Source organism: Echinicola salinicaeni (genome assembly GCF_014280965.1).
GTDB lineage: Bacteria > Bacteroidota > Bacteroidia > Cytophagales > Cyclobacteriaceae > Echinicola > Echinicola salinicaeni.
Genome location: NZ_JACODZ010000005.1, coordinates 254096 through 276609 on the forward strand (window position 1 = coordinate 254096; position 22514 = coordinate 276609).

Here is a 22514-nt window from a genome sequence, read left to right on the forward strand (position 1 = left end):
TTATGAATATTTCAATTTTTGGATTAGGCTATGTTGGATGCGTAAGCTTAGGCTGTCTTGCTCAAAATGGCCATCATATCACTGGTGTAGATGTCAATAAGTTTAAAGTTGGATTAATCAACAAGGGCCAGCCAACTATTTTGGAAAAAGACATCGATCAAATTATTCATAAGGCCCATAAAGAGGGGAAAATTAACGCGACCACCTGTGTGGATGAGGCAATCAATAACACTGAAATCAGCATTATTTGCGTTGGCACTCCTTCTTCTCCCCAAGGGCATTTGGACCTTTCATATATTTATAGAACTGCAGAGGGAATCGGACAGGCATTAAGGGAAAAAGACAGCTTCCATATCGTGGTTATAAGAAGTACCGTTCTTCCTGGCACCAACCATAAGGTTGGGGAAATCATTGCAGAAAACTCCCAAAAAATAAGGGGAAAAGATTTCACTGTCATTTCCAACCCTGAATTTCTTAGGGAAGGTTCAGCAGTCAAGGATTATTATCATCCAGCAGTTACAGTCATCGGAGGAGACCATAAGGAAGCTTTGGAAAAAGTAGCCTCTATCTATGAACAGCTTGATGCACCTGTAGAAATAACTGATATCAAGATTGCGGAATTAATCAAATATGTCAACAATTCCTTTCATGCATTGAAAATCACCTTCGCCAATGAAGTAGGTAATATTTGTAAGGCGCTGAATATTGATTCTCATAAGGTAATGTCCCTATTCTGTATGGACAAGCATTTGAATATTTCCAGTACTTACTTTAAACCGGGATATGCCTATGGAGGATCTTGCTTACCAAAAGACCTAAAAGGATTGGTAACCCTTGGACATGACAATTACCTTACCACACCTGTCCTGAGTAGTATTTCACCTTCCAATGAAAACCAAAAAAAAAGGGCCTATACCATAGTCGAAAATAGCGGGAAAAAGAATGTTTGTATGATTGGCTTAAGCTTCAAGGAAGGCACAGATGACCTAAGGTACAGTCCTTCTGTGGATCTATCAGAAACACTCATCGGGAAAGGTTATCACCTTACCATATTTGATAAGAATGTGCAGCTTTCAAAACTGATCGGTGCCAATGAAGCCTATATCAATGATAAACTCCCCCATTTATCCGAGCTCCTTTCCAATGATTTGGGGCAAGCTATAAATGATGCAGATGTAATCATTGTCAATCACAAAAATTTCGACCCAACTCCCTATATCTCTTTATTGGAAAAGAAAACAAAAGTCATTGATTTAGTAAGGGTAGATCAACTAAAGGAACTTCCTAATTATGAAGGCCTTTGCTGGTAATCCCTTTAACTAAGCCCTAGTGCTTTTTGACAATTGTTTAATTCACCCACACCCCTATCAAAATGATTGAAACAAATCAAAAAATAGTCGTCCACCCTACTTCCCATTTATTGACGGGAAAGGAAGTGATGGAGCGTATAAAGGATCCTGATTTCCAATCTCAATGGGACAAATTATATGAATCATGTGAATGGAGTACCGTTTTCCAAAACAGACTGTTTGTTTGTGCTTGGTATGAAACCTATTCAAAGGAATATACCCCCATAATGGTAATAGAAGAAGAGGAAGGTGAATTGAAGGGCTTGCTTGCCATGACCGCCCTGATTAAAGGAAAACGATTAAAACACCAAAAAATAAAGAGCAAAATTGTTGGTGCTGGACATTATGAAGCAGAATACCAATCCTGGCTGGCCAATAAAACCAATTCTGATGATTTTATTACAGGAGCCTTAGAACTGATCAAAATAGAATTTCCTCAATGTGATATCTATTTCAGGTATTTAATTCCTCAAGTGCCCATGAATTGGCTCCAAGCACATGAAACTTGGAACAAGAACTGTGTTAAACAAGCATATAAAAGGCCACTGGTAAGAATGAATGATCCACAAATCGACAAACTATTTAGAAAAAAGGAATTCAAAAATAAATATAACCGCCTCAAAAGGCTAGGTAACTTATCATTTGAAAAAATTTCCGATCTGGAAGAGTTCAATGAGATTCTTCCCATTCTGATAGAACAGTTTGAGTTTCGTCAGCTTGCCATGTTTAATAAAAGTCAGTTTTCAGATAATCCAGAAAAAATCCAACTACTTCAAAAACTCTTTAAAATTGGATTATTACACACCACTATACTGAAGGTGGATAATGAGATAGTTGCTTCAATATTGGGACTTAAAGAAAACAATTGGTACCACTTAGGTGCCATCAACACACACTCACCTATTTTTGGAAACCATTCTCCGGGATTTGTACACTTTATCCTTTTATGTGAATTACTGTCTCATGACCCCAAAATAAAATTTGATCTGACACCCGGAGGTGATGCCTATAAAGAAAGAATGGCCAATGACCATGATTTTGTTACGGAACTTTGTATTCCGCACTCCTCCATGTTCAAGAAGAGACAATTTGTAAAATATCAGTTACACAAATATTTGATGAAATTCAATATTCGTCCCATGTCCCTTCAGCTTTCAATGAAAAAAGCAAAATATAATTTAAAGCATTGGGTAGGAAACTTGAAGTCCAAAGGAATAGTCACAACTATTTCCCACCTACAACTACAAAACACAAAAAGCGGAGCCGATCTACACCTTTTCCATAGCAGTCCAAACAAAGAATTTCCCATCGTCAAAATGGACAGTTTAAAGGATTTGCTGAATTACGAAGAAAACCAAAAGGGAACCAGCTCTTGGGACTTTTTGAAAGATGCCATGTTGAAGTTTGCCCATGAATTTCATGCCATTACCTGGGTCGAAAATGGCCAGTTACTTGGATATGCATGGCTTGCTGAGCCCGGAAGATGGGAACAATTATATCAAAAACAACTGCCTGAATCAGAAAAGCACCCGGTAGTGGTTGATATAGGATATCATCCAGCTATTAAAGATCGACTGGGTTTGTTTTTAACAAGTATTGCACAGAAAATACAGCAGTTAAAACATCATGACAAGATATTTCTAAGCATCAATAATAAAGAACGCCAATTATTACAAAAAGTAGCAGAATTAGCATCAGCAGCATCCTAAAACATCCTTTTATCATAACCAACCTGAGTCAGGAGGACTCCATATATGAGTTTAAGAAGAATGGCCATCTGGCCCACCTTACCACCAGACACCTATTTTAGACCCCCCAGCAATTTCACACCATTTCCTTTGGACCAGGAAAATTGCAGGATATTCAGCTTAGCCAGACATGCTATTTGGAATGCTTGCAAAACCATTGGACTCAAGGAAGGTGATGTAATACTTGTCCCCGCATATCATCATGGCTCAGAGATAGAATCGCTTATTCAAGCAGGACTGACGCTCAGATACTATGAACTCAATGAAATGCTTGAACCTGAGGAAGAAGAGCTTGAAGGACTTATAGACGAAAGTGTCAAAGCATTTTATATCATACATTATTTAGGCTTTCCCCAAAACGTAAAATTCTGGAAAGAATGGTGTGATCAACATCATATTATTATGATTGAGGATGCAGCGCAGTCTTTTCTGGCTACCTATGACGGCCAACCTTTGGGTTCTTATGGCCAAATTGGGGTTTTTTGTCTCTATAAAACTTACGGGATACCAGATGGTGGTGCAGTGGTCAGCACAGCTCCACCTTCATCACCAGCTAAAAACCAAAGCTCTGGAATGTGGCGAGTATTTAAGCGACATTTTAACTGGGTAGCCACCCACCGTCCTGAATTGGGATCGGTGCACCTTGTGTTTAGTCCTGCTTTAAGATGGCTTAAAAAACAATGGGATCGACCTCATCAGGAATTTGATTTGAATGATCCAAACACACCTGCATCCAAAATGAGCTTAAACCTACTTCCGAAATTACTTTCTGAAGAAACTGCTCAAATCAGAAGAGATAATTATACCTATCTACTCAAACATTTAGTTGATGTTGTTCCACTTCCATTTAGGGATTTACCTGATGGCGCAAGTCCTTTTGCATTCCCTGTGGAATTAGAAAACCCTGAAAATTTCCTAAATCTGATGAGAAAAAAAGGGGTTATGGGGCTATTATTTTGGATCAATCCCCACCCTTCCTTACCAGTGGAAAATTTTCCACACAGCAAAAAACTCAGACAAACAATTTTAGCTTTACCTGTTCATCAGGAACTCAACAAAACCGAATTGGACCAAATTGTAAAGGCTGCAAAAGAGGCACTTTATGCCCTTGAATATGCCTAAACAGTTGATATTTTATATCCAATCTTTTATTATTTAATCTAAGATATTTTTATGTCAAGTAATACTATTTTCAAGGAGAGAATAGATTCGAAAAATAAAATCTATTCCCTTAATCTTCACCGGGGAAAAGAAGCTTTTGACCTTCTTTCTAATCGTAGATTTCAAAATAGCTGGGATAATCTCTATATCAACTGTCCCTGGGCAACCGTATTCCAACATAGATATTTCATCAGTTCTTGGTACAGAACATACCAAGAAAAGTTTCATCCGATAATCATCACTGAGCAATATGAGGATACCGTGATAGGAATGGTGCATCTTGCCGTACCTCTAAAAGAACTTAAGAAAAAATCCAGAATAAAAATCCTAGGAGCAGGTGAGTTCGATTCAGAATACCAAGTCTGGCTTACCAAAGAAAATAATAATTCATTCATTACGAATGCCTTGAATTTATTACTGACTGAATTCCCAAAATGCAAAGTAATTTTCAGGTACCTTCCACCGAACACCCCCTTAAGTTGGATAGAGAGTCACAAATGGAAAAAAAAAGTAATCCTACAGGCTTCAAAAAGGCCGCTTATGGATACCTATCATCCTGAATTTCCAAATTTGCTCCGAAAAAGACACCTTAAAGCAAAATACAATAGAATCAATAAGGCTGGGAATTTAAAATTGGAAGAGATAAAAGATCCCAAAGCATTCTCAGAATTGCTAAACTTTTTAAGAGACCAATATGACTTTAGGCAAGGGGCATTATTCAATAAAAATCAATTCCGAGAAGACCCAAACAAAGCACTGTTTTTAAAAGAATTATTTGAAGCAAATATACTCCATGTCAGTGTTTTAAAATTGAACGATGAAATAACTGCTTCTATAATTTCCATGACCGATAAAAACTGGGTTCATATGGCAGGACTCATTTCCCATTCGCCTTTTCATTCCAAATATTCTCCGGGACTCGTCCAATTATATATGCTTGGAAGAAAATTTTACTTTGAGCATATAGAGGTTTTTGACCTTACTCCGGGAAATGACCCTTATAAAGATCGACTGGCAACCCACCATGATTTAGCTTATGAATTGGTCATAACAAAAAACAAATCATTTAAGTGCAAAAGGGCCGCCCGAAAAAGTTTTTTTGATGGACTATATAACTATGGCATCCTTCCCCAAAAATTCAAATTGCAATTTGAGAAAACCGTATACCTGATCAAAAACAAATACCAATACTTTCTATTCTCTTGGATTTGGTCCCTTATAAAAGGTTCTTTTTCCTCTTCTAAACCAAAACAGATCAAAGTCACTACAGTTCAATCCATTAACAAAGTCCCTACACCATTTAGGATAAATCACCTTGGGGACCTCCTCAATTATAAACAGCAAAAAAGCACCTTAACAAGGTGGGAATTTCTGGAGGATGCTTTAAAAAGATTTGAAAATGGCCAAATCTCCTATTCTATTTCAAAAGACCAAGAACTTCAATTTTGCGCCTGGGTGATAACACCAAGTAATAAAAAAAATGAAAGCAAAACAGATTTATCCTCCAAAGTGATAATCAATCAATATTTCATCAATGATAAATCCATGGAAAATCTATTTTTAACTGATCTATATCAGCGTATTCAAATCACTTTTAAAACTGACCAGATCGTCATCAATAATTAATCTTAAGATCGATGTATCAGTATAAACCTTGATTTATTATTTCAAATTTAATTTGAAGCAACATGACATCAGAAAAGTTATTCTTCAATAAAAATTCATCCCTTATGGAAAGCTCAGCTCCAGAAATAGAATTACTTTTTGGGGAAGAAGTGCTCAAAAGGCTTTCTAGGTCAGATATCTCAGAACTATGGAACCCCTTGATCGATGCATGCCCCTGGGCTACTGCTTTTCAAAGATTGGAATTTGTAAGCAGTTGGTATGAATTATATCAAAAAGAATATACCCCCATTCTAATCCTAGAAACTATAGCAGATAAAATTACTGGGATTTTCCCCTTGGCACTGGACAAAAGAAAGCACCTAATAGGTGCGGGAGCAGACCAAGCCGAATACCAAGTTTGGGTGTACCAGACTACAAATTGTCAATATTTTCTAGACCGATCACTTCATATGCTTTGGAATAAGATTTCTCCTGAAGCAATACATTTAAAGTATCTACCAGAAGGAATTCCACTTGAAACATTTTCTCAAAAGCATTTTTGGAAAAAAAGAAGCCAAATAAAAGTCCACAGGCATCCCATTCTTTCAACATTCAGTGAGAAACCATATTTAGAGATCAAAAAAAAGAATAAGAGAGAAAAACTCAACCGACTAAAAAGACAAGGAGAACTTCAATTCATTAAAATCAATGAATGGAATGAATTTACTGAAATCTTAGATGAATTAATTATACAAAGTGACTTCAGAAAAGGGGCAGTTTATAACCGCATGCTATTTAAAGTAGACCCATTGAGAAGAGATTTTATGATGGGGCTCTTTAAAAATAGATTGTTGCATGTCTCCTTGCTGAAACTAAACGAAGAAATCATCGCTTCCAATGTAGGAGTAATGGGAAAAAATTGGGTCCACCTGCAAGGCATTAATACCCATTCGCCCTTCTATGCAAAACACTCTCCCGGGATCCTCCACTTTTTGATGTTAGCCCAAGATCTAAAAGCAGAAAATATTGAAATATTTGACCTGACACCTGGAGCGGACACCTATAAAAGTAGCTTAGCGAGTGAATTCAAGACAGCCTACGAGTTGACTATACAAAGTCCCTCAAAAGTTCTGATCAATGAATGGAAAAACAATTTTATAATAAACACAAAAAAACAATTAAAGGGTATAGGCTATAATGAAGCCCGATTAAGAAAAATCAAATCCCATTTACTATTTGTAAAAAACAAGTGGAAGCACTTGCTAAAGCAAGGGCCATTACTTCACTTACAAAAAGCCTATTCAAATAAAATGAGTAAAACATCAGTTCAGATCATTGTGATAAACAATAAGATTAAAAATGATACTACCTTAAATATTCAAAAAAACAACCTAAACGATTTGTTAAAATATGAAGCAAACCATGAAACTCTTCCCATGCAGGCCTTTCTAATGGACTGTATGAAAAAATTCGAAGAAGGGCAAGAATGTTGGACTTATGTGAAGGAAGGCAAACTGCAAACTTTAGCTTGGTTTACAGAAATTCCCAAAAACAGTCTAATTACTGCTGACCAAATCAAGCTTTCCAATCTGAACGGCATATTTCAGGAATTTTACTTAGGAAATAAAGGCAACAATCACATCAAACCATTTATACTGAAGCTTATATCATTAAAAACTATTGAAGGTAAAGAATTACTTTTCTATACCAATAATAAAAAAATTCAGAAAATTTTAATGGATATAAAGGTTCCAAATTAGACTGTTAATATTAATTTCAGCCTAATTTTTAGGAAATTAATACATTTTTAAGACCGTAGAATAACCCAAATAAAACAAAGTATGAAACCCAATTTCAGTAATATTTTTAAATGGGGCCTTGCACAAACAATGATCAGTACAGGCATGGTAAAAAATGCCATCCAAAGATCTATGAATGGCGAACATATCTTGGCCGTTTACTTTCATGACCCCAGTAAAAAGGAATTTGAGTCAGCTGTAAAATGGCTCTTAAAACATGATTTTCAATTCATTTCCCCTGAGGACTTACTTATGATAGCTCAAAACAAGCAGCCATTTCCCAAAGGAGCTATTATGATCACAGTAGATGATGGCTGGAAAAACAATGAGGAAAACATAGTCAAGGTAGCCAATAAACATAAAATACCTGTTTGTATTTTTATTGCAACCGAAGCCGTCGAAACAGGGAACTATTGGTGGCCAAAGGTCATGCATGCTAATCAAATTCACCAAAAGGGTATACCTGATGTGCAGCAACTTAAAAAGGTCCCAAATGCAAAGAGATTAGAACTGATCAATAAAATAACTACTACAGGAACCAGGGAGCGTGAAGCAATGGATATTGAACAAATCAAAAGAATTTCCAAATCTCCTTATGTACATCTAGGTGCCCATACGCATACACATCCAATATTGCCTAATTGCTCCTATGAGCAATCCTTGAAAGAACTCAAATCTTCAAAGGAAAAACTGGAAAAATGGATCGGAAAACCTGTTATTTCTTTCGCCTACCCAAATGGAGATTTTACCCAAAGAGAGATCAATATTCTCAACCAATTAAATTATCAATTGGCATTTACATGTGAACCTACAGGCATTAAGAGACAAAACCTCCTGAGCCCATTAAAAATCCCACGATTTGCATTTTTGGAAGGGGCTACAATGGATGAAAATATATGTAGGATGATGGGTATTTGGCAACCCCTCAGGGATAAATTTAGGTATACAGTATTTCATCAGAAGACAGAATATTCTGAATATAAGTTCCAAAAGCAATCTTAATCTGCATCAAAGACTGGCTAAATATTCACCCAGCGACCGTACTATCGCGTCATTTCTTCTAAGCTACTATTTTCATTCCCTATACGAATATCGTCATAATACAGCACTCTCTTTTTGGTGTCGGAGGTTTTATGGCCATTCCATGCCCACTTGTATAAGCCTACTTTCCATCTTGGATTTTCATATCCGGACTTCATATTTCGACCATTTAACTGAAGGATTTGTTCACCATTGATCCAAACCTTCACAAGACCTTCATCATTTGGCGCATGCACTATATGAAAGACTAATTGAGTCCAACTATCCTTGGGAACATTGCTCAAAATATGATCCTTATACCTATTGTCCCTACCAATGGAGCGAAAAATAAGCTGATCATTTCTGATTTGTAGAGAATTTGGTGGGCTCCCAGCTCCGCCCTGATGCCACTGACTAATAATTTCCCGGTAACTGTCCTTTTCAAACGAAACTGCAGGAAAATAGATAGCAAAAGAATACCATCTATCCAATCTTACCTGTTCTGGAAATAAAACCTCTGCCCTAGTCCCATTTGCCACCATTTCATCTGTATCCCGAAGTTCAAACCTTCCTGAATAAAGACCTTTAAAAACAGGGTCCTGAACTAAGGTGAAAGAATAATCATGGGATAACTGTTTATGAATATTACTGAAAGATGAATTTCCTTCAAAAGTTTCTTCAAACAATAAGGACAGAGAATTACTTAAAATCTTGTTTCCAGTAGGTACTATGATCTCCTCTTCCACAGATGAATCCGTATCTGTGCAGGCGCAAATCAAAATAATAAAAATCAATCGTAATAACACTTCCTTTCTCGATTGGTTCTATATACAATATAACTAAAAATTAACACAAACACTTGACTAACAGAGCTATAATATCGATACATAAACTTACTGAATACAATTTACCTTAAATAAAAAAACAGCCTACCTTCATCCTATTTTGGATTCGGTAGACTGTCAAAACAAACTACACCAATTTTTTAGTTATTGCAATTAAACTTAATGGGTTGATTGTAATAATTTATACTCAGTAATAATTCATATTATTGTTAGAAGTGAAATGGAAGAAAGCATTGGGCTGATCCCTAAGATATCCTTGCCCAATGCTTTTCCTTTTTTAATTGATAGAAGTTTTCTTTCCAGAAATAATGGCAAAGCTGAAAGTTTCAGACTCACCGGCCACTTTTTCACCATCAATTTCAAAATAGGGAGTAATCTTTAACTGGTAATCACCAGGATATAATCCTTCTCCATACCAATAATTACCATTGCCATTATCTCCACTCAATGAAAATGGAGCGCTTTCACTTAAATTATCTCTTTCGGCTTCTCCGCTTAATTCCAAAAGGACCTCTGCAGGAGTTGTACCTTCATAGTTTGGGACAATAGAAAGTCTGTGGTCTTTGGCTGTGATCTTAGCTCCTGAATTGAATTCTCCAATTGCTTTGTCTGAGCTAGTGTTGATCAATGTAAGGCTGTTGACATCAAAATCAGGTAAATGAGGAATCATACTTGTGCTCTCCAAAATGGCATTTTCATCTGCTGCAGTGATGGTAAAGCTGAATGTCTGTACTGGACCTGCCACTTTCTGACCATTTACATTATAGAAAGGGGTAACTGATAATTCATAATCACCAGGGTAAAGACCTTCGCCATACCAAAAGTTACCGGCACCATCATCACCACTTAGGGAAAAAGGAGCTGCATCATCTATTGAACTTCTATTGGAAGTACCGCTTAAATCAAATTTAACTTCAACGGGTTCGCTTCCTTCCTCAAAGTTAGGAACTATAGAAAGCCTATGGTCCTTTGCTCCAATGGTAGCTTGATATTGAAAATCCCCCACCGGTTCATCACTACTCGTATTTATTAAAGTAAGGCTTTTGATTGGTCCCTCACTTGGTACTTCATTTCCATCCTCTGGATCTGGTTCTGGGTTTGGCGCAGGAGATTCCCCCATAGAGCTCATTTCCTCAAAAGAAGCATCTTTATTTCCTAATCTTACATTATCAAAGAAAAGTACTCTTCTCTTTGAATCAGTCGTTTCGGATCCATTCCAGTCATCTTTGTAAATACCCATTTTCCATCTAGGCAAATCATACCTAGCATCCATATTTCCACCTTCAAGGTCAATCACCTTTTGTCCGTCTAACCAAATCTCTACGAGACCATCACTTCCTGAGGAGTGGACAACATGAAATACAACGTCCATCCACTGATCTTTTTGGACTGGAGCAAGATCATATTTTTTTCTATTGTCAGCATGATCTCCATGTTCTAGTTGAAACCGATCATTGGTGACCCTGAATGTTAGGGTAGGACTTCCTGTTCCTGCTCCTTGATGCCACTGACTAATGATATCGTAGTTACTATCTATTTTATAATCAGCTGACGGAAGATAAAGTGTATAAGAATACCATCTCTCCTTTTCGGACATTCTTGGAAACAATGCTTCTGCTCTTGTTCCATTGGAGGCCATATCATCAGTATCGTTCAGTTCAAAACGACCAGAAAAATCACCTGAAAAAACAGGGCTTTTAGTTACCCCAAATCCGTATGATTCCGCATACTGCATGGTGGCAAAAGAAAATGGATCGCTCTCTTCAAAGGTCTCCTGATAGAGGATGTTTGGAGACTGAACAGTTGCTGAATAGCTTTCATTTCCTTCAATATCATTTTCTGGTACCATTTCGCAGGCAGTTCCCGCTAGCCCCAAAGCAATGACCGCTGTCAAAGCTTTGAAATAGCCTAATTGATTTTGCATATTATTCCGTTGATTTATTTTTAACTTGTTGAAGTGGCATTGTCAAACCCACTTCATTCAAAACATGATTAATTAGTGTTTTTAGATTTATTAGGAACTCAAGAATCTTTGTCCCTTTGGACATAAAAAAGGTGGCAAATCTTAGTTAGGATTGTACCACCTTTTATTAACTCAAAACTTAAAGGATTTTCATTATCCAATTACAGTTGAGTTACCTTCTTCAATAGTAAAGACAAAAACCTCAGTTTGACCTGGAACTCTTTCACCATCAACCTCGAAGTAAGGTGTAATTTTCAATTCATAATCTCCAGGATACAATCCTTCTCCGTACCAGTAGTTACCATTTCCATCGTCACCATTTAAAGAGAAAGGTGCACTATCACTAAGGTTATTTCTTACATCTTGACCACTTAGGTCAAATTGAACCTCCACAGGAGTTTCACCTTCATAATTTGGAATGATAGATAATCTATGATCTTTAGCTGTGATAGTGGTTCCAGAAGTGAACTCCCCTACTATTTTATCAGAGCTAGTATTGATAAGTGAAAGACTTTTGATATCAAATGATGGCAATGCTGGCTCTTCTGGCTCTGTAATTGTGTTTGTAATATCCAAAATTTCATTCTCATCTGCTTGAACAATGGTAAATCTAAATAACTGCTCAGGACCTGCCACTTTCTGCCCATTTACATTATAATAAGGAGTAACCAATAGCTCATAATCACCAGGATAAAGACCTTCACCATACCAGAAGTTTCCATCTCCATTATCTCCGCTTAGTGCAAATGGAGCTACGTCATCAATAGAACTTCTATTAGCTGCTCCGCTTAGATCAAACTTCACTTCAACAGGTTCGCTTCCAGCCTCAAAGTTAGGGACAATGGAAAGTCTATGGTCTTTCGCTCCAATAGTCGCTTGGTTTAGGAAATCACCAACTGGCTCATCACTGCTGGTATTGATCAAAGTCAAGCTCTGAACCGAACCTTCAGTCGGAAGTTCATTACCTTCTTCTGGTTCTGGAGTTGGATCTACTACATCTATTTCTTCTCCCATAGAAGACATTTCTTCAAAAGATGCGTTTTCATCTCCCATTCTAACATTATCAAAATACATGATTCTTTGATCTGAATCAGTGGTTTCAGACCCATTCCAATCATCCTTATAAATACCAATTTTCCATCTAGGCAAATCATAGTTTTTATTAATGTTTCCGCCTTTGATGTTTAGGACTTTCTCTCCGTTCATCCAAACTTCTACCAATCCATCACTTCCAGAAGAGTGAATGATATGGAATACAAATTCATTCCAAGCGTCTTTTTTAACTTCAGCAACATCATAATCTACTCTTTCCTCCTTGGTTGGCCCACTCTTCAAGAAAAAACGATCATTCTTAATTCTGAATGTAGTTGTAGGACTTCCTGATCCACTTCCTTGGTGCCACTGGGTGATGATATCATTATTACTGTCTACCTTAAACCCATCAGCTGGAAGATAAAGACTATATGAATACCATCTTTCATTTTCTGATTGCTCTGGGAACAAAACCTCTGCTCTGGTACCATTAGATACCATATCATCATCGTCATTTAGCTCAAACCTTCCTGAATAAGATCCTTGGAAAACAGGATTATTGGCTATTTGGAATGAGTGATCTTCAGAAAGTTGTTGGTGAGTAAATGATAATGGATCACTTCCTTCAAAGGTTTCTTGATAAAGAATATTTGGAGAAGTAGATAAACCTGTTGCTTTGTGAATTTCGGTTCCTTCCAGGTTATCCTCCATCATATTACAAGAGGAGATACTTCCAGCCAAAAGGGTGATGCCTAATAGGCCTCTAAAATGATTTTTGTTCACTTTCATGAATTTTACAATTTTTCGTTGTTGTCGTTTGTTTATTTTTTGTTTTCGATTATTGATCAAGGATGCTTGTCTACCTGTAATTTTTGGACAATCAAATCCCGGCCATCGACATATTTTATCGAAGGAGATGTTGACCAATAATATTTTTTGAATTATTTATTTTTTCCGTGACCTTTTCCAGGAATTGGTTTACCTGAGTTTCCTGCTTCAGGATTTGAAGCATCAGTAAGGTCACTGCCATCACCAGGATTGGTTTCTTCTTCAGGATTTATTTCTTCTTCTGGCTCAGGACTTACAGCTTCTTCCTCCTCTTCTGGTTCAGGTGAAACGGTATTACTTTCGCCAAATACCGAGCTCATCTCTTCATAGCTCGCATATTGATTGCCAAGCCTTACATTATCAAAAAACATTACTCTTCTATCTGAATCTGTAGTTTCCGATCCATTCCAATCGTCCTTGTAGATCCCAATCTTCCATCTTGGCAGATCATAATCTTTATTCATATTTCCACCTTCTATATTGAGGACTTTTTCTCCGTTCATCCAAACTTCCACCAAGCCATCGCTACCAGATGAATGTACAATATGAAATACAAACTCATTCCAAGCATCCTTCTTTACTGCTGCTATATCGTAGTCCTTTCTCTCTTCTTTGGTAGGACCACTTTTCAAAAAGAAACGATCATTCTTGATTCTCAATGTAGTAGTCGGACTTCCTGATCCACTTCCTTGGTGCCACTGACTAATAATGTCATTATTGGAGTCAATTTGAAAATCCTTGGACGGTAAATAGAGGCTATATGAATACCATCTTTCGTTATAAGAAAGCTCTGGAAACAATACTTCAGCTCTCGTCCCATTGGAAACCATAGGATCATAATCATTTAGTTCAAAGCGTCCTGAGTTGGATCCATCTACGACTGGAGATGTAGCAATTGTCAGTGAATAATCTTCAGACAATTGTTTGTGTGCAAATGAAAAGGGATCACTTCCCTCAAAGGTTTCTTGGTAAACAATGTTGGGTGAACTTGATAGGCCAGTAGCAGCTAGGATTTCTGCACTTTCCATACTTGCTTCCTCTAGGTTGGTCATTTCACATGAAGTGCTTGCTAATCCTAAGATGGAAACAGCAAACATACTTTTAAAAACATTCTTGGTGATTTTCATTAGTGTGTTTTAGTTTAAATTTTGATTTATTTAAAGGTTGGGTACTCTATTTGATCTGGTGGTTACCGTCTTCTTCTAACTCTATTAATATTTGGGAATCCAAAAGGGCACAGCAATCTCAGGCCACATCTTTCAGTAGCTTAAATTTTACGAGATCATTTATTTCGTATTAGAAAGAAAATCGCTGATTTTCAGACCAATTACCCTACTTTCCTATGGAAAATCTTTTGGATGATTTCGGTTTCCCAACTAGCCAATAACTATGCCAGTGAAACTTCTGTAAATCAACATTTTAGCCAAAACAAATACAAGTGGTCAAAAATCATAAACCAACGACATACATTAATAAATGAAAAAAAATATAACTGAATAAATAAAAAATTGAACCGAAAGAAATATAGGAGGATTATTAGAAATCTTATTAAAACGAAAGAAAAACTGTGTATTCAAATACACATTCTGTGGAAACTCATTTTAATAAAGATGGCTTAATTAATTGATTTTTTTTATTAATGGTGTAATAATTAAAAATAATTTACAACCTTAAACCGTCTGAAAAACAGACACTTACAATAAAAACAACAATAAACAAATGTATAAAAAGCGGGTAGGTACATACAAAAAGTGTGGAAGTACACACATTCCACACTTTACTTAAAAAGAATTCTTGTGTGTTTTCCTACTAAAAATAGTCAGATAAATAATTTTTAAATCAAGCCACATTGTCCAATGCTCTAAATACCAAAGATCATGCGCTATGCGCTGTTCTTTCTGCTCAAAAGTTTCGGTTGGACCCCTCCAGCCATTCACCTGTGCCCAACCTGTAATACCAGGCTTAAAGTAATGTCTTACCATGGCCTTATCGACATTCTTTTGGAACTCTTGATTTAAAAAACTTCTATGCGGCCTTGGCCCGACCACACTCATATGTCCCATAAAAACATTGGCAAACTGAGGCAATTCATCAATACTATATTTTCTTAAGATCTTTCCTATTTTAGTAATCCTAGGATCATTGAATTGTGTAGACGCCTTACCTGTCTCATCATTTTTTTTCATGGTCCTGAACTTGAAGACCCTGAAAGGCTTCCCTCCCTGTCCAATCCTAACGGGACAGTAAAACACAGGACCAGGTGAATCAAGCTTAATCAGAAAAGCTACCAAAACAAAAACTGGAGACAACATCAAAAGAGCAACGCTGGAAAACAACCAATCAAAGCATTCTTTTAGAAAGAAGGACCATTTATTATCTAAAGGCATTTGACGGACATTTACCATATCCAGCGCACCCTTCCGGATCACTTTATATTCCTTTCCTAAAATGTTTCCATAATCAGGAACAAACCTTACACGCGTGCCATAATAATCGGCAGTCTTAAGAATTTCTTTTATCTCCTTCGAGCACTTTACTGGAAGTGCTACTATTATCTCATCCACGGGATTGGCCTCTATATATTCACCCATATGATTAACATCACTCACATATTCAACAGACTCATCATTACCTTCAGACTCAAAATCATCAAGCTTATATTTAACCAAACCTTTGATATGATAGCCTAAATTTGGATGACCTCTATAGTAAGTATTTACTTTGTTTACCATTTCTCCCTTCCCTGTAACCAACACATTTTTGAAACCATTTCCATTTTGGTTAATCCTATTGATAATACTTAGAATGATGAAATTTGTTGATATTCCGATTAAGGGAAAGCCTATGGAAAAATAGACAACAACTTTCCTAAAAGTAGGCGGAAAAGTAAAAATGAGATAAATAAGTCCAAACAGAATAACTAAAATCGCACTTGCTTTGATATAATTGAAAATCCTACTTGAATAATCCCCCTTATATTCATACAAATAAAGTTTCCTCCAAATTACTATGATAAACCAAAGGGAAGTGAGTGCAAAAAACAACAACCAATCTACAGACTGTACACCATTTTCTTTACTCAAATAAATAGATAAAAGAAAGGCTAAACCTAAGGTTATAACATCCCATACAAAGAAAATTCCTGAGACAAATCTATTGGCACTATTCATAAATACAACTTTAAAAATTGACTGTTACAAAATACATCCTCATCCATTTAGGATGATCAAAACACGATGATGATCAACGTCACATTACTTCAAAACAAAACTACCAATCAACAGTATTTACCTAAATAAACTTCTTTTCATACACGAATTTTATCCTTTCACTAACGTTTCTCAACCACTTAAATAAACATATAAATAATTGACTACCAGTTTCTTACACATCTTATACTAATTTAAAATATCTCACTATTCAAAACAAATAAAATGCATTATAATTATTTCAAAATTCATTTTAATCGATTCAAAATACAAAACGATAAGTAAAAATTACAACCAAGTATAAAGCCCAAGAAATCAAAAACATACGCTTCAAATCAAGAATGAACTGATATTTCGTGTATAAAAATTACTTAAAAAAAAGAAAATTATATTCGAATCTGCATTGGGATGCAAAAAAAATAGTTACTTTTACATATAGATTTATATATTTCAAATAAGGTATTTTGCATAACATGATAAAAATCGTATTAATCGATGATGACCCAATCAGCACCTTTGTAACTGAAAGCTTAATTGCCCGATACATCAAAAAACCCTGCAAAATTTTTAAGTTTGAAAGAGCAAAAGAGGCCCTTCAGAAAATATATATGATCAATCCAAACTATTTGTTCCTTGATTTAAATATGCCTGAAATGAATGGTTGGGATTTCTTGGAGAGCTTCTCTACAGACAAAAGCAATGCTGAAATTTATATTCTTTCAAGCTCCGTGGATAAAAGAGATATCAATAAAGCCTACACTTATGCGCAAGTAAAAAAATATCTTAGCAAACCCCTTATATCCAAATACATCCATACTATCTTCGAATAGCCACTGAAAGCAACCTATACATACCTAAAAATCAACAACTTAACAATTCTACGATTTTCAATATTATTTTTTTACTATCAATTAATTCACTCTTGAATTAGTTTAATTTTTATTGTAAATAGCATTAAAAATCCTGCCTTACACTTAATTTAATTGATCATGGCAAGAGAAACAGAGCGCTATTATGATGAATTTGACGACTTCGAGGAAGACGACAAATTCACTTCAGAATTTGAAGAAGACAACTTCGATTTTGATGACGATGAGGATTTGATCGATGAAGACTTAATGAAATTCGATGAGAATGACATAGATGAGGACTTTGCCGATTATGGTGATTTCGATGACGAAATCGACTGATTATTCTTAATAGCGAGCTTACCTAACAAGGGGTTAAGCTCGTTTTTTTTTAGTTTAATCTTTGTCCAATAATTCCGAGGTGTTAAATTGCGTCAAAATTAGACTTATCAACTAAACATCATCATCATGTTGCTAGAAATATTCAACTCTCCACTTGGTTCTGGAGCTCAAATCTTTTTGTTGATCGTTTGTATCCTAATAGGTTTAGGTGCAGGAATTTCTTCCATTGACGTTAGAAAAACATTTTCCAAAGGAAAAAAAGAACATTAAGCAAAGTATCGCTTAATAAAAAACATAAAAAAGGCAGCCATTTTTGACTGCCTTTCTTTTTTCAAACTACCGAACGTTCCCCATAAGTTTTCTAATCGGCTTGGTAAGTATGATCAATAAAACACCTGCGCCAACCACAGTCATTACTATCATGAAATATTGATCAGGCATTTGCATCAAAGCCTCCTCAGTTTCCCCACTAGCTTCACCTGCTATCAAACCAGCAATCAAGTTCCCCAAAGCAACAGATAGGAACCACATTCCCATCATTTGTCCCTGGAATTTCTTTGGAGCTAACTTGGTGGTCAAACTCAACCCTACAGGACTCAAGCTCAATTCACCGAAAGTATGAAACAAATAGGTAAACAATAGCCAAGATGGACCTGCCAAATCTCCAGATGCGGCAATTTTGGCAGCAAAGACCATCACCAAGAAACCTACTCCTAACAATATCAGACCAAAGGCAAACTTTAAAGGAGAACTGGGTTCCAAATGCATTTTGCCCAATTTCACCCATAGGGCAGCAAAAATTGGGGCAAAGATGATAATAAACATTGAATTAGCGGACTGGAAATAACCTGTAGGAATTTCCCAGCCTAAAACTGTACGATCCGTAAATCTCTCCGCAAACAAGTTTAAGGTAGATCCAGCCTGCTCAAACCCTGACCAGAACAATGCGGAAAACATAAGCAATATCGCTATAACTCCTACCTTTTTCTTTTCATCAGGATCCAAACCTCCCAAAACAAGGACATAGGCAAAAAACAAGACTGTTACAATGGCAATAACCGTATAGGATGCTTCCGCTATTGCAGAGGCATTAATAGGAATAACGCCTTGAAACATCATCAATATTATAAGCCCAATTACCACAGCCGTAAGGAAAGCTCCTCGACCCAAGCGCTTACGCTTTACCGCCTCTTCAGGAGTTTGAGAAGCTGCTAAATCTCCCTTCCCATCTAAATTGGATGAAGTAATCTTATATTGGATCAGGCCTAAGACCATACCAAATCCAGCAATACCAAATCCCAAATGCCAATCTATTTCCGCAAAAGTACTGCATATAATAGGCGCGATAAACCCACCGATATTTATCCCCATATAAAAGATAGAGAAACCTGCATCCCGCTTAGAACTACCTTCATGATATAACTGACCTACAATAGAACTGATATTGGGTTTTAGCAATCCTGTACCTACAACTATAAAAATAAGTCCTAAAAAGAAAGTGGTGGTATCGAGTGAACTCAAAGCTGTAGCTGGACCATGACTACCTTCCATCAAAGACAGTATACCGGGAATTCCCATAGTAAAGTGTCCTATGGCAATAATAATCCCACCATACCAAACTGATTTCTTCAAACCAAAAAGTCTATCGGCCAGCCAGCCTCCTGGCAATGCCAAAAGATAAACCCCCATTGTATAAAGACCATAAATCGCTCCTGATGTCTTATCATCAAAGCCCAATCCCCCATCAATTACTGCTGTGGTCATAAACAATATCAGTAGCGCTCTCATTCCGTAGTAACTAAAACGCTCCCACATTTCGGTAAAAAACAGGGTCATCAGACCTTTCGGATGACCAAATAAGGAAGGTCCATCAAAACCTTTATCCATTTCAGGATCAGTATTCACTTCGTTTATCATTTGGGATTAATTTTCTGAAAATATTTTTAGATAATGCAATGATAAGAGATTTTTTCTTTTTGTATAAGAAATCAAAGGCGAATTGTACATATCATTAATCGATTTAGGACTAAAAAAAGAAAACAATTTTAGTTAATCACACCATTTCATCAAACAACGCTGGTTATAATCACCCTTTAAAAAACCCCTCCGAAATCGATTGAAAACAAACATTTTTAAGATAACCTTAGGCACTTTACTACTTATTTAAACTATATTTGTTTAACACAAAACACCATGTGTAACCCAAATATCTTTAAAGAATTATGATTAGCCCAACAAACACCTTTTCAGACCCATTGATAGAATTTCAATGGATGGACAAACAGCATTTTTATTTTAACCTTAGCCCAGCTGAGCTAGTTGAACATGCACTTTCCAATAATGAAGGAACACTTACAGATGTAGGTGGCCTCATGGCCGACACAGGGAAATACACCGGACGATCTCCCAAGGATAGGTTTATAGTAGAAGATGAACTTACCAAGAATACCATTTGGTGGGGAGACATCAACATACCTATCAGTGAGGAACATTTTGATAGTCTTCATGAGAAAATGCTTCACCATATGCAAAGCAGAAAAATTTATGCACGAGATGCCTATGCAGGAGCAGACAGTCGCTATAAGCTAAATATCAGGGTTTACAATACACTTGCTTGGCACAACCTATTTTGTTATAATATGTTCCTGAGGCCCAGCAAAGAGGATCTAAAGGATTTTGAGCCCAACTTTACCATACTTTGTGCCCCTGAATTTGAGGCCAATCCTGAAACAGATGGTACCAGAGGTAAAAACTTTGCCATTCTGAACCTAAGTAAAAGGGTTATATTAATTGGAGGAACAGCCTATGCAGGAGAAATCAAGAAGGGAATCTTTTCTGTGCTAAACTTTATTCTTCCCCATCAAGAAAAAGTCCTATCCATGCATTGTTCAGCCAATATGGGCAAAAAGGGAGACACAGCCATTTTTTTTGGACTTTCTGGAACTGGAAAAACCACACTTTCTGCTGACCCTGACAGAAAACTAATCGGTGACGATGAACACGGCTGGACCAATAATGGAGTATTCAACTTTGAAGGAGGATGTTATGCAAAAGTAATTGACTTAACCAGAGAAAAAGAACCTGAAATATGGGATGCCATAAAATTTGGAGCAATAGTAGAAAACACAAGGTTCTTTCCCGAAACTAGAGCCGTTGATTACACCAACCGTGAAGTGACCGAAAACACCAGAACTGCCTATCCATTAAACCATATAGAAAATGCCATAGAACCTCCTTTGGGAACAATACCAAAAAATATTTTCTTCCTAACTGCAGATGCTTTTGGAGTAATCCCTCCTATTTCAAAACTTAATCCAGGCCAGGCCATGTATCACTTTATTTCTGGTTATACGGCTAAAGTAGCAGGGACAGAAATGGGTATCTCTGAGCCGCAAGCGACGTTCTCAGCTTGTTTTGGCGCCGCCTTTTTACCTCTACACCCTACCCAATATGCAGATCTTTTGGGTAAAAAAATGAAAGCTCAAGAAGTAAATGTTTGGTTAGTAAACACTGGTTGGACCGGTGGAGCATTCGGCGTAGGAAGCAGAATGAAACTAAAATATACCCGGGCAATGATCTCTGCGGCTTTAGAAGGCAAATTGGTTAGTGTCGATTATGTACAGCACAATATTTTTGGGGTATCCATACCTCAAAGCTGTCCAAAAGTCCCAGAAGAAATCCTCAACCCAAGGGACACTTGGAAAGATCAACTGGCCTATGATCTAAAAGCCCAAGAACTTGCCGAAGCATTCCAGCATAATTTTGAACAATATACGGAATATGCTTCCGATGAAATAATTTCTGGAGCTCCAAAGATTTAAAATATAAGAAGGTCGGGTTTAAACCCGACCTTCTTTATTTTATTCTTCTGGCTTATCTAATCCATTTTCCCGTTCAAACTTATTCCTTCTAATTTCAAATCTTTCCAGTTCTTCATTTAACATGTCCAATGAATCATTATATCGGGAATACAAATCCCCCATGTTTTTTTCCATATTTGAAAAGTTGAACTCCATCGCATCCAGCTGAAGCTGTGAGGATTTTTCGATCAAAGCAACCTGACTGTTTTTTAAATCTTCCAACAGCCTCAATGCCCTATCCATTTTTTCTAATTTTTCTCGATTATCCATGATTAAATAGTTTGATTAACTATAATTTAATCAAATTGCAAGCCAAAATAAAGTATTTTGTATTTTTCCATTATAAAATTTCATCACAAAAGTATCTATCAAACTTCCTTAAAAGCGAGGTTTTAGTATATTTGCACAAAAAAACTGCATGAAAACAGCTGAGATAATAACAGAGAAAGGTACAATGAAAGTGGAGTTCTATGAGAAAGACGCTCCTAATACTGTTGAAAATTTCGTAACACTCTCCAAAAAGGGATTTTATGATGGATTAACTTTTCATAGAGTAATCCCTAACTTTGTAATCCAAGGAGGATGCCCTACGGGTAACGGAACTGGAGGACCTGGTTACCAAATCGACTGTGAACTTGATGGTGATAATCAATACCATGATAGAGGTGTATTATCTATGGCACATGCTGGGAGAAATACCGGTGGTTCTCAATTTTTCATTTGCCATAGTAGAGACAATACTTCCCACCTTGACAGAAACCACACTTGTTTTGGAAAAGTAACCGAGGGACTAGATGTAATCGACCAAATCAAGGCCGGTGATAAAATTGAAAAAATTGTAATTTCAGAGAGTTAATCCTCACTGGAAATCAAAACAAAAAAGCTTGGGTAATACCAAGCTTTTT

At 36.6% G+C, this 22514-nt stretch carries 18 protein-coding genes; 11 read left to right on the forward strand and 7 right to left on the reverse strand.

Annotated features, from left to right (window positions below):
• Nucleotides 1-2: 2 nt before the first annotated feature.
• From H7U17_RS11095 to H7U17_RS11120, 6 genes are all read left to right on the forward strand, one after another.
• Entirely contained in the window at nt 3-1310 is a 1308-nt protein-coding gene (locus tag H7U17_RS11095; RefSeq protein WP_186756789.1) for a UDP-glucose dehydrogenase family protein, read from the forward strand.
• A gap of 62 nt (nt 1311-1372) precedes the next feature.
• Complete coding sequence (locus H7U17_RS11100; RefSeq protein ID WP_186756790.1) at nt 1373-3058, forward strand: GNAT family N-acetyltransferase; 1686 nt, start codon at nt 1373-1375, stop codon at nt 3056-3058.
• Nucleotides 3059-3103: 45 nt separating this feature from the next.
• The gene (locus tag H7U17_RS11105; protein WP_186756791.1) at nt 3104-4219 is read left to right on the forward strand and encodes an aminotransferase class V-fold PLP-dependent enzyme; all 1116 of its coding nucleotides are present in this window, start codon (nt 3104-3106) and stop codon (nt 4217-4219) included.
• A gap of 51 nt (nt 4220-4270) precedes the next feature.
• A complete protein-coding gene (locus H7U17_RS11110) occupies nt 4271-5884 on the forward strand; it encodes a GNAT family N-acetyltransferase (RefSeq protein ID WP_186756792.1) in 1614 nt (537 codons plus the stop codon).
• 104 nt (nt 5885-5988) lie between these two features.
• Complete coding sequence (locus tag H7U17_RS11115; RefSeq protein ID WP_186756793.1) at nt 5989-7623, forward strand: GNAT family N-acetyltransferase; 1635 nt, start codon at nt 5989-5991, stop codon at nt 7621-7623.
• An 81-nt stretch (nt 7624-7704) separates the two neighbouring features.
• Entirely contained in the window at nt 7705-8664 is a 960-nt protein-coding gene (locus tag H7U17_RS11120) for a polysaccharide deacetylase family protein (RefSeq protein ID WP_186756794.1), read from the forward strand.
• Between the two features lie 41 nt (nt 8665-8705).
• Here H7U17_RS11120 and H7U17_RS11125 read toward each other — a convergent pair whose 3' ends face one another.
• The 5 genes from H7U17_RS11125 to H7U17_RS11145 all read right to left on the reverse strand — a co-directional run bounded on the left by H7U17_RS11125 (nt 8706) and on the right by H7U17_RS11145 (nt 16520).
• On the reverse strand, nt 8706-9488 hold the full coding sequence (locus H7U17_RS11125) for a polysaccharide lyase (protein WP_186756795.1): 783 nt from the start codon (nt 9486-9488) through the stop codon (nt 8706-8708).
• Nucleotides 9489-9804: 316 nt separating this feature from the next.
• Nucleotides 9805-11451 (reverse strand): polysaccharide lyase, encoded by a 1647-nt coding sequence (locus H7U17_RS11130; RefSeq protein ID WP_186756796.1) that lies wholly within the window; start codon nt 11449-11451, stop codon nt 9805-9807.
• Nucleotides 11452-11643: 192 nt separating this feature from the next.
• A complete protein-coding gene (locus H7U17_RS11135; protein ID WP_186756797.1) occupies nt 11644-13311 on the reverse strand; it encodes a polysaccharide lyase in 1668 nt (555 codons plus the stop codon).
• A gap of 152 nt (nt 13312-13463) precedes the next feature.
• Nucleotides 13464-14477, reverse strand: a complete 1014-nt coding sequence (locus tag H7U17_RS11140; protein ID WP_186756798.1) for a polysaccharide lyase — start codon at nt 14475-14477, stop codon at nt 13464-13466.
• A 654-nt stretch (nt 14478-15131) separates the two neighbouring features.
• The gene (locus H7U17_RS11145; RefSeq protein ID WP_186756799.1) at nt 15132-16520 is read right to left on the reverse strand and encodes an undecaprenyl-phosphate glucose phosphotransferase; all 1389 of its coding nucleotides are present in this window, start codon (nt 16518-16520) and stop codon (nt 15132-15134) included.
• A gap of 512 nt (nt 16521-17032) precedes the next feature.
• Here H7U17_RS11145 and H7U17_RS11150 point away from each other — a divergent pair.
• The 3 genes from H7U17_RS11150 to H7U17_RS11160 all read left to right on the forward strand — a co-directional run bounded on the left by H7U17_RS11150 (nt 17033) and on the right by H7U17_RS11160 (nt 18019).
• Complete coding sequence (locus H7U17_RS11150; RefSeq protein ID WP_186756800.1) at nt 17033-17389, forward strand: response regulator; 357 nt, start codon at nt 17033-17035, stop codon at nt 17387-17389.
• Nucleotides 17390-17548: 159 nt separating this feature from the next.
• Nucleotides 17549-17749 carry a hypothetical protein gene (locus tag H7U17_RS11155; RefSeq protein ID WP_186756801.1) on the forward strand — a complete coding sequence of 67 codons (201 nt, stop codon included), beginning with the start codon at nt 17549-17551 and terminating at the stop codon, nt 17747-17749.
• A gap of 126 nt (nt 17750-17875) precedes the next feature.
• Nucleotides 17876-18019 carry a hypothetical protein gene (locus H7U17_RS11160; RefSeq protein WP_186756802.1) on the forward strand — a complete coding sequence of 48 codons (144 nt, stop codon included), beginning with the start codon at nt 17876-17878 and terminating at the stop codon, nt 18017-18019.
• Between the two features lie 66 nt (nt 18020-18085).
• On the opposite strand, the gene H7U17_RS11165 is transcribed toward H7U17_RS11160, so the two are convergent.
• Nucleotides 18086-19666: a peptide MFS transporter gene (locus H7U17_RS11165; RefSeq protein ID WP_186756803.1), complete on the reverse strand. Its 1581-nt coding sequence runs from the start codon at nt 19664-19666 to the stop codon at nt 18086-18088.
• Between the two features lie 356 nt (nt 19667-20022).
• On the opposite strand from H7U17_RS11165, the gene pckA reads away from it, so the two are divergent.
• Entirely contained in the window at nt 20023-21570 is a 1548-nt protein-coding gene (pckA, locus tag H7U17_RS11170; RefSeq protein WP_230981384.1) for a phosphoenolpyruvate carboxykinase (ATP), read from the forward strand.
• 39 nt (nt 21571-21609) lie between these two features.
• Here the strand turns inward: pckA and H7U17_RS11175 are convergent, their stop codons facing one another.
• On the reverse strand, nt 21610-21879 hold the full coding sequence (locus H7U17_RS11175) for a hypothetical protein (RefSeq protein WP_186756805.1): 270 nt from the start codon (nt 21877-21879) through the stop codon (nt 21610-21612).
• 148 nt (nt 21880-22027) lie between these two features.
• Between H7U17_RS11175 and H7U17_RS11180 the strand changes: the two genes are divergently transcribed.
• The gene (locus H7U17_RS11180; protein WP_186756806.1) at nt 22028-22465 is read left to right on the forward strand and encodes a peptidylprolyl isomerase; all 438 of its coding nucleotides are present in this window, start codon (nt 22028-22030) and stop codon (nt 22463-22465) included.
• Nucleotides 22466-22514: the final 49 nt, after the last annotated feature.

Coding starts and splice junctions, on each gene's coding strand:
- H7U17_RS11160 (WP_186756802.1), top strand. CDS start 17,876: ATGTTGCTAGAAATATTCAACTCTCCACTTGGTTCTGGAGCTCAAATC.
- H7U17_RS11100 (WP_186756790.1), top strand. CDS start 1,373: ATGATTGAAACAAATCAAAAAATAGTCGTCCACCCTACTTCCCATTTA.
- H7U17_RS11140 (WP_186756798.1), bottom strand. CDS start 14,477: ATGAAAATCACCAAGAATGTTTTTAAAAGTATGTTTGCTGTTTCCATC.
- H7U17_RS11135 (WP_186756797.1), bottom strand. CDS start 13,311: ATGAAAGTGAACAAAAATCATTTTAGAGGCCTATTAGGCATCACCCTT.
- H7U17_RS11180 (WP_186756806.1), top strand. CDS start 22,028: ATGAAAACAGCTGAGATAATAACAGAGAAAGGTACAATGAAAGTGGAG.
- H7U17_RS11110 (WP_186756792.1), top strand. CDS start 4,271: ATGTCAAGTAATACTATTTTCAAGGAGAGAATAGATTCGAAAAATAAA.
- H7U17_RS11095 (WP_186756789.1), top strand. CDS start 3: ATGAATATTTCAATTTTTGGATTAGGCTATGTTGGATGCGTAAGCTTA.
- H7U17_RS11155 (WP_186756801.1), top strand. CDS start 17,549: ATGGCAAGAGAAACAGAGCGCTATTATGATGAATTTGACGACTTCGAG.
- H7U17_RS11165 (WP_186756803.1), bottom strand. CDS start 19,666: ATGATAAACGAAGTGAATACTGATCCTGAAATGGATAAAGGTTTTGAT.
- H7U17_RS11115 (WP_186756793.1), top strand. CDS start 5,989: ATGGAAAGCTCAGCTCCAGAAATAGAATTACTTTTTGGGGAAGAAGTG.
- H7U17_RS11105 (WP_186756791.1), top strand. CDS start 3,104: ATGAGTTTAAGAAGAATGGCCATCTGGCCCACCTTACCACCAGACACC.
- pckA (WP_230981384.1), top strand. CDS start 20,023: ATGGACAAACAGCATTTTTATTTTAACCTTAGCCCAGCTGAGCTAGTT.
- H7U17_RS11120 (WP_186756794.1), top strand. CDS start 7,705: ATGAAACCCAATTTCAGTAATATTTTTAAATGGGGCCTTGCACAAACA.
- H7U17_RS11145 (WP_186756799.1), bottom strand. CDS start 16,520: ATGAATAGTGCCAATAGATTTGTCTCAGGAATTTTCTTTGTATGGGAT.
- H7U17_RS11150 (WP_186756800.1), top strand. CDS start 17,033: ATGATAAAAATCGTATTAATCGATGATGACCCAATCAGCACCTTTGTA.
- H7U17_RS11130 (WP_186756796.1), bottom strand. CDS start 11,451: ATGCAAAATCAATTAGGCTATTTCAAAGCTTTGACAGCGGTCATTGCT.
- H7U17_RS11175 (WP_186756805.1), bottom strand. CDS start 21,879: ATGGATAATCGAGAAAAATTAGAAAAAATGGATAGGGCATTGAGGCTG.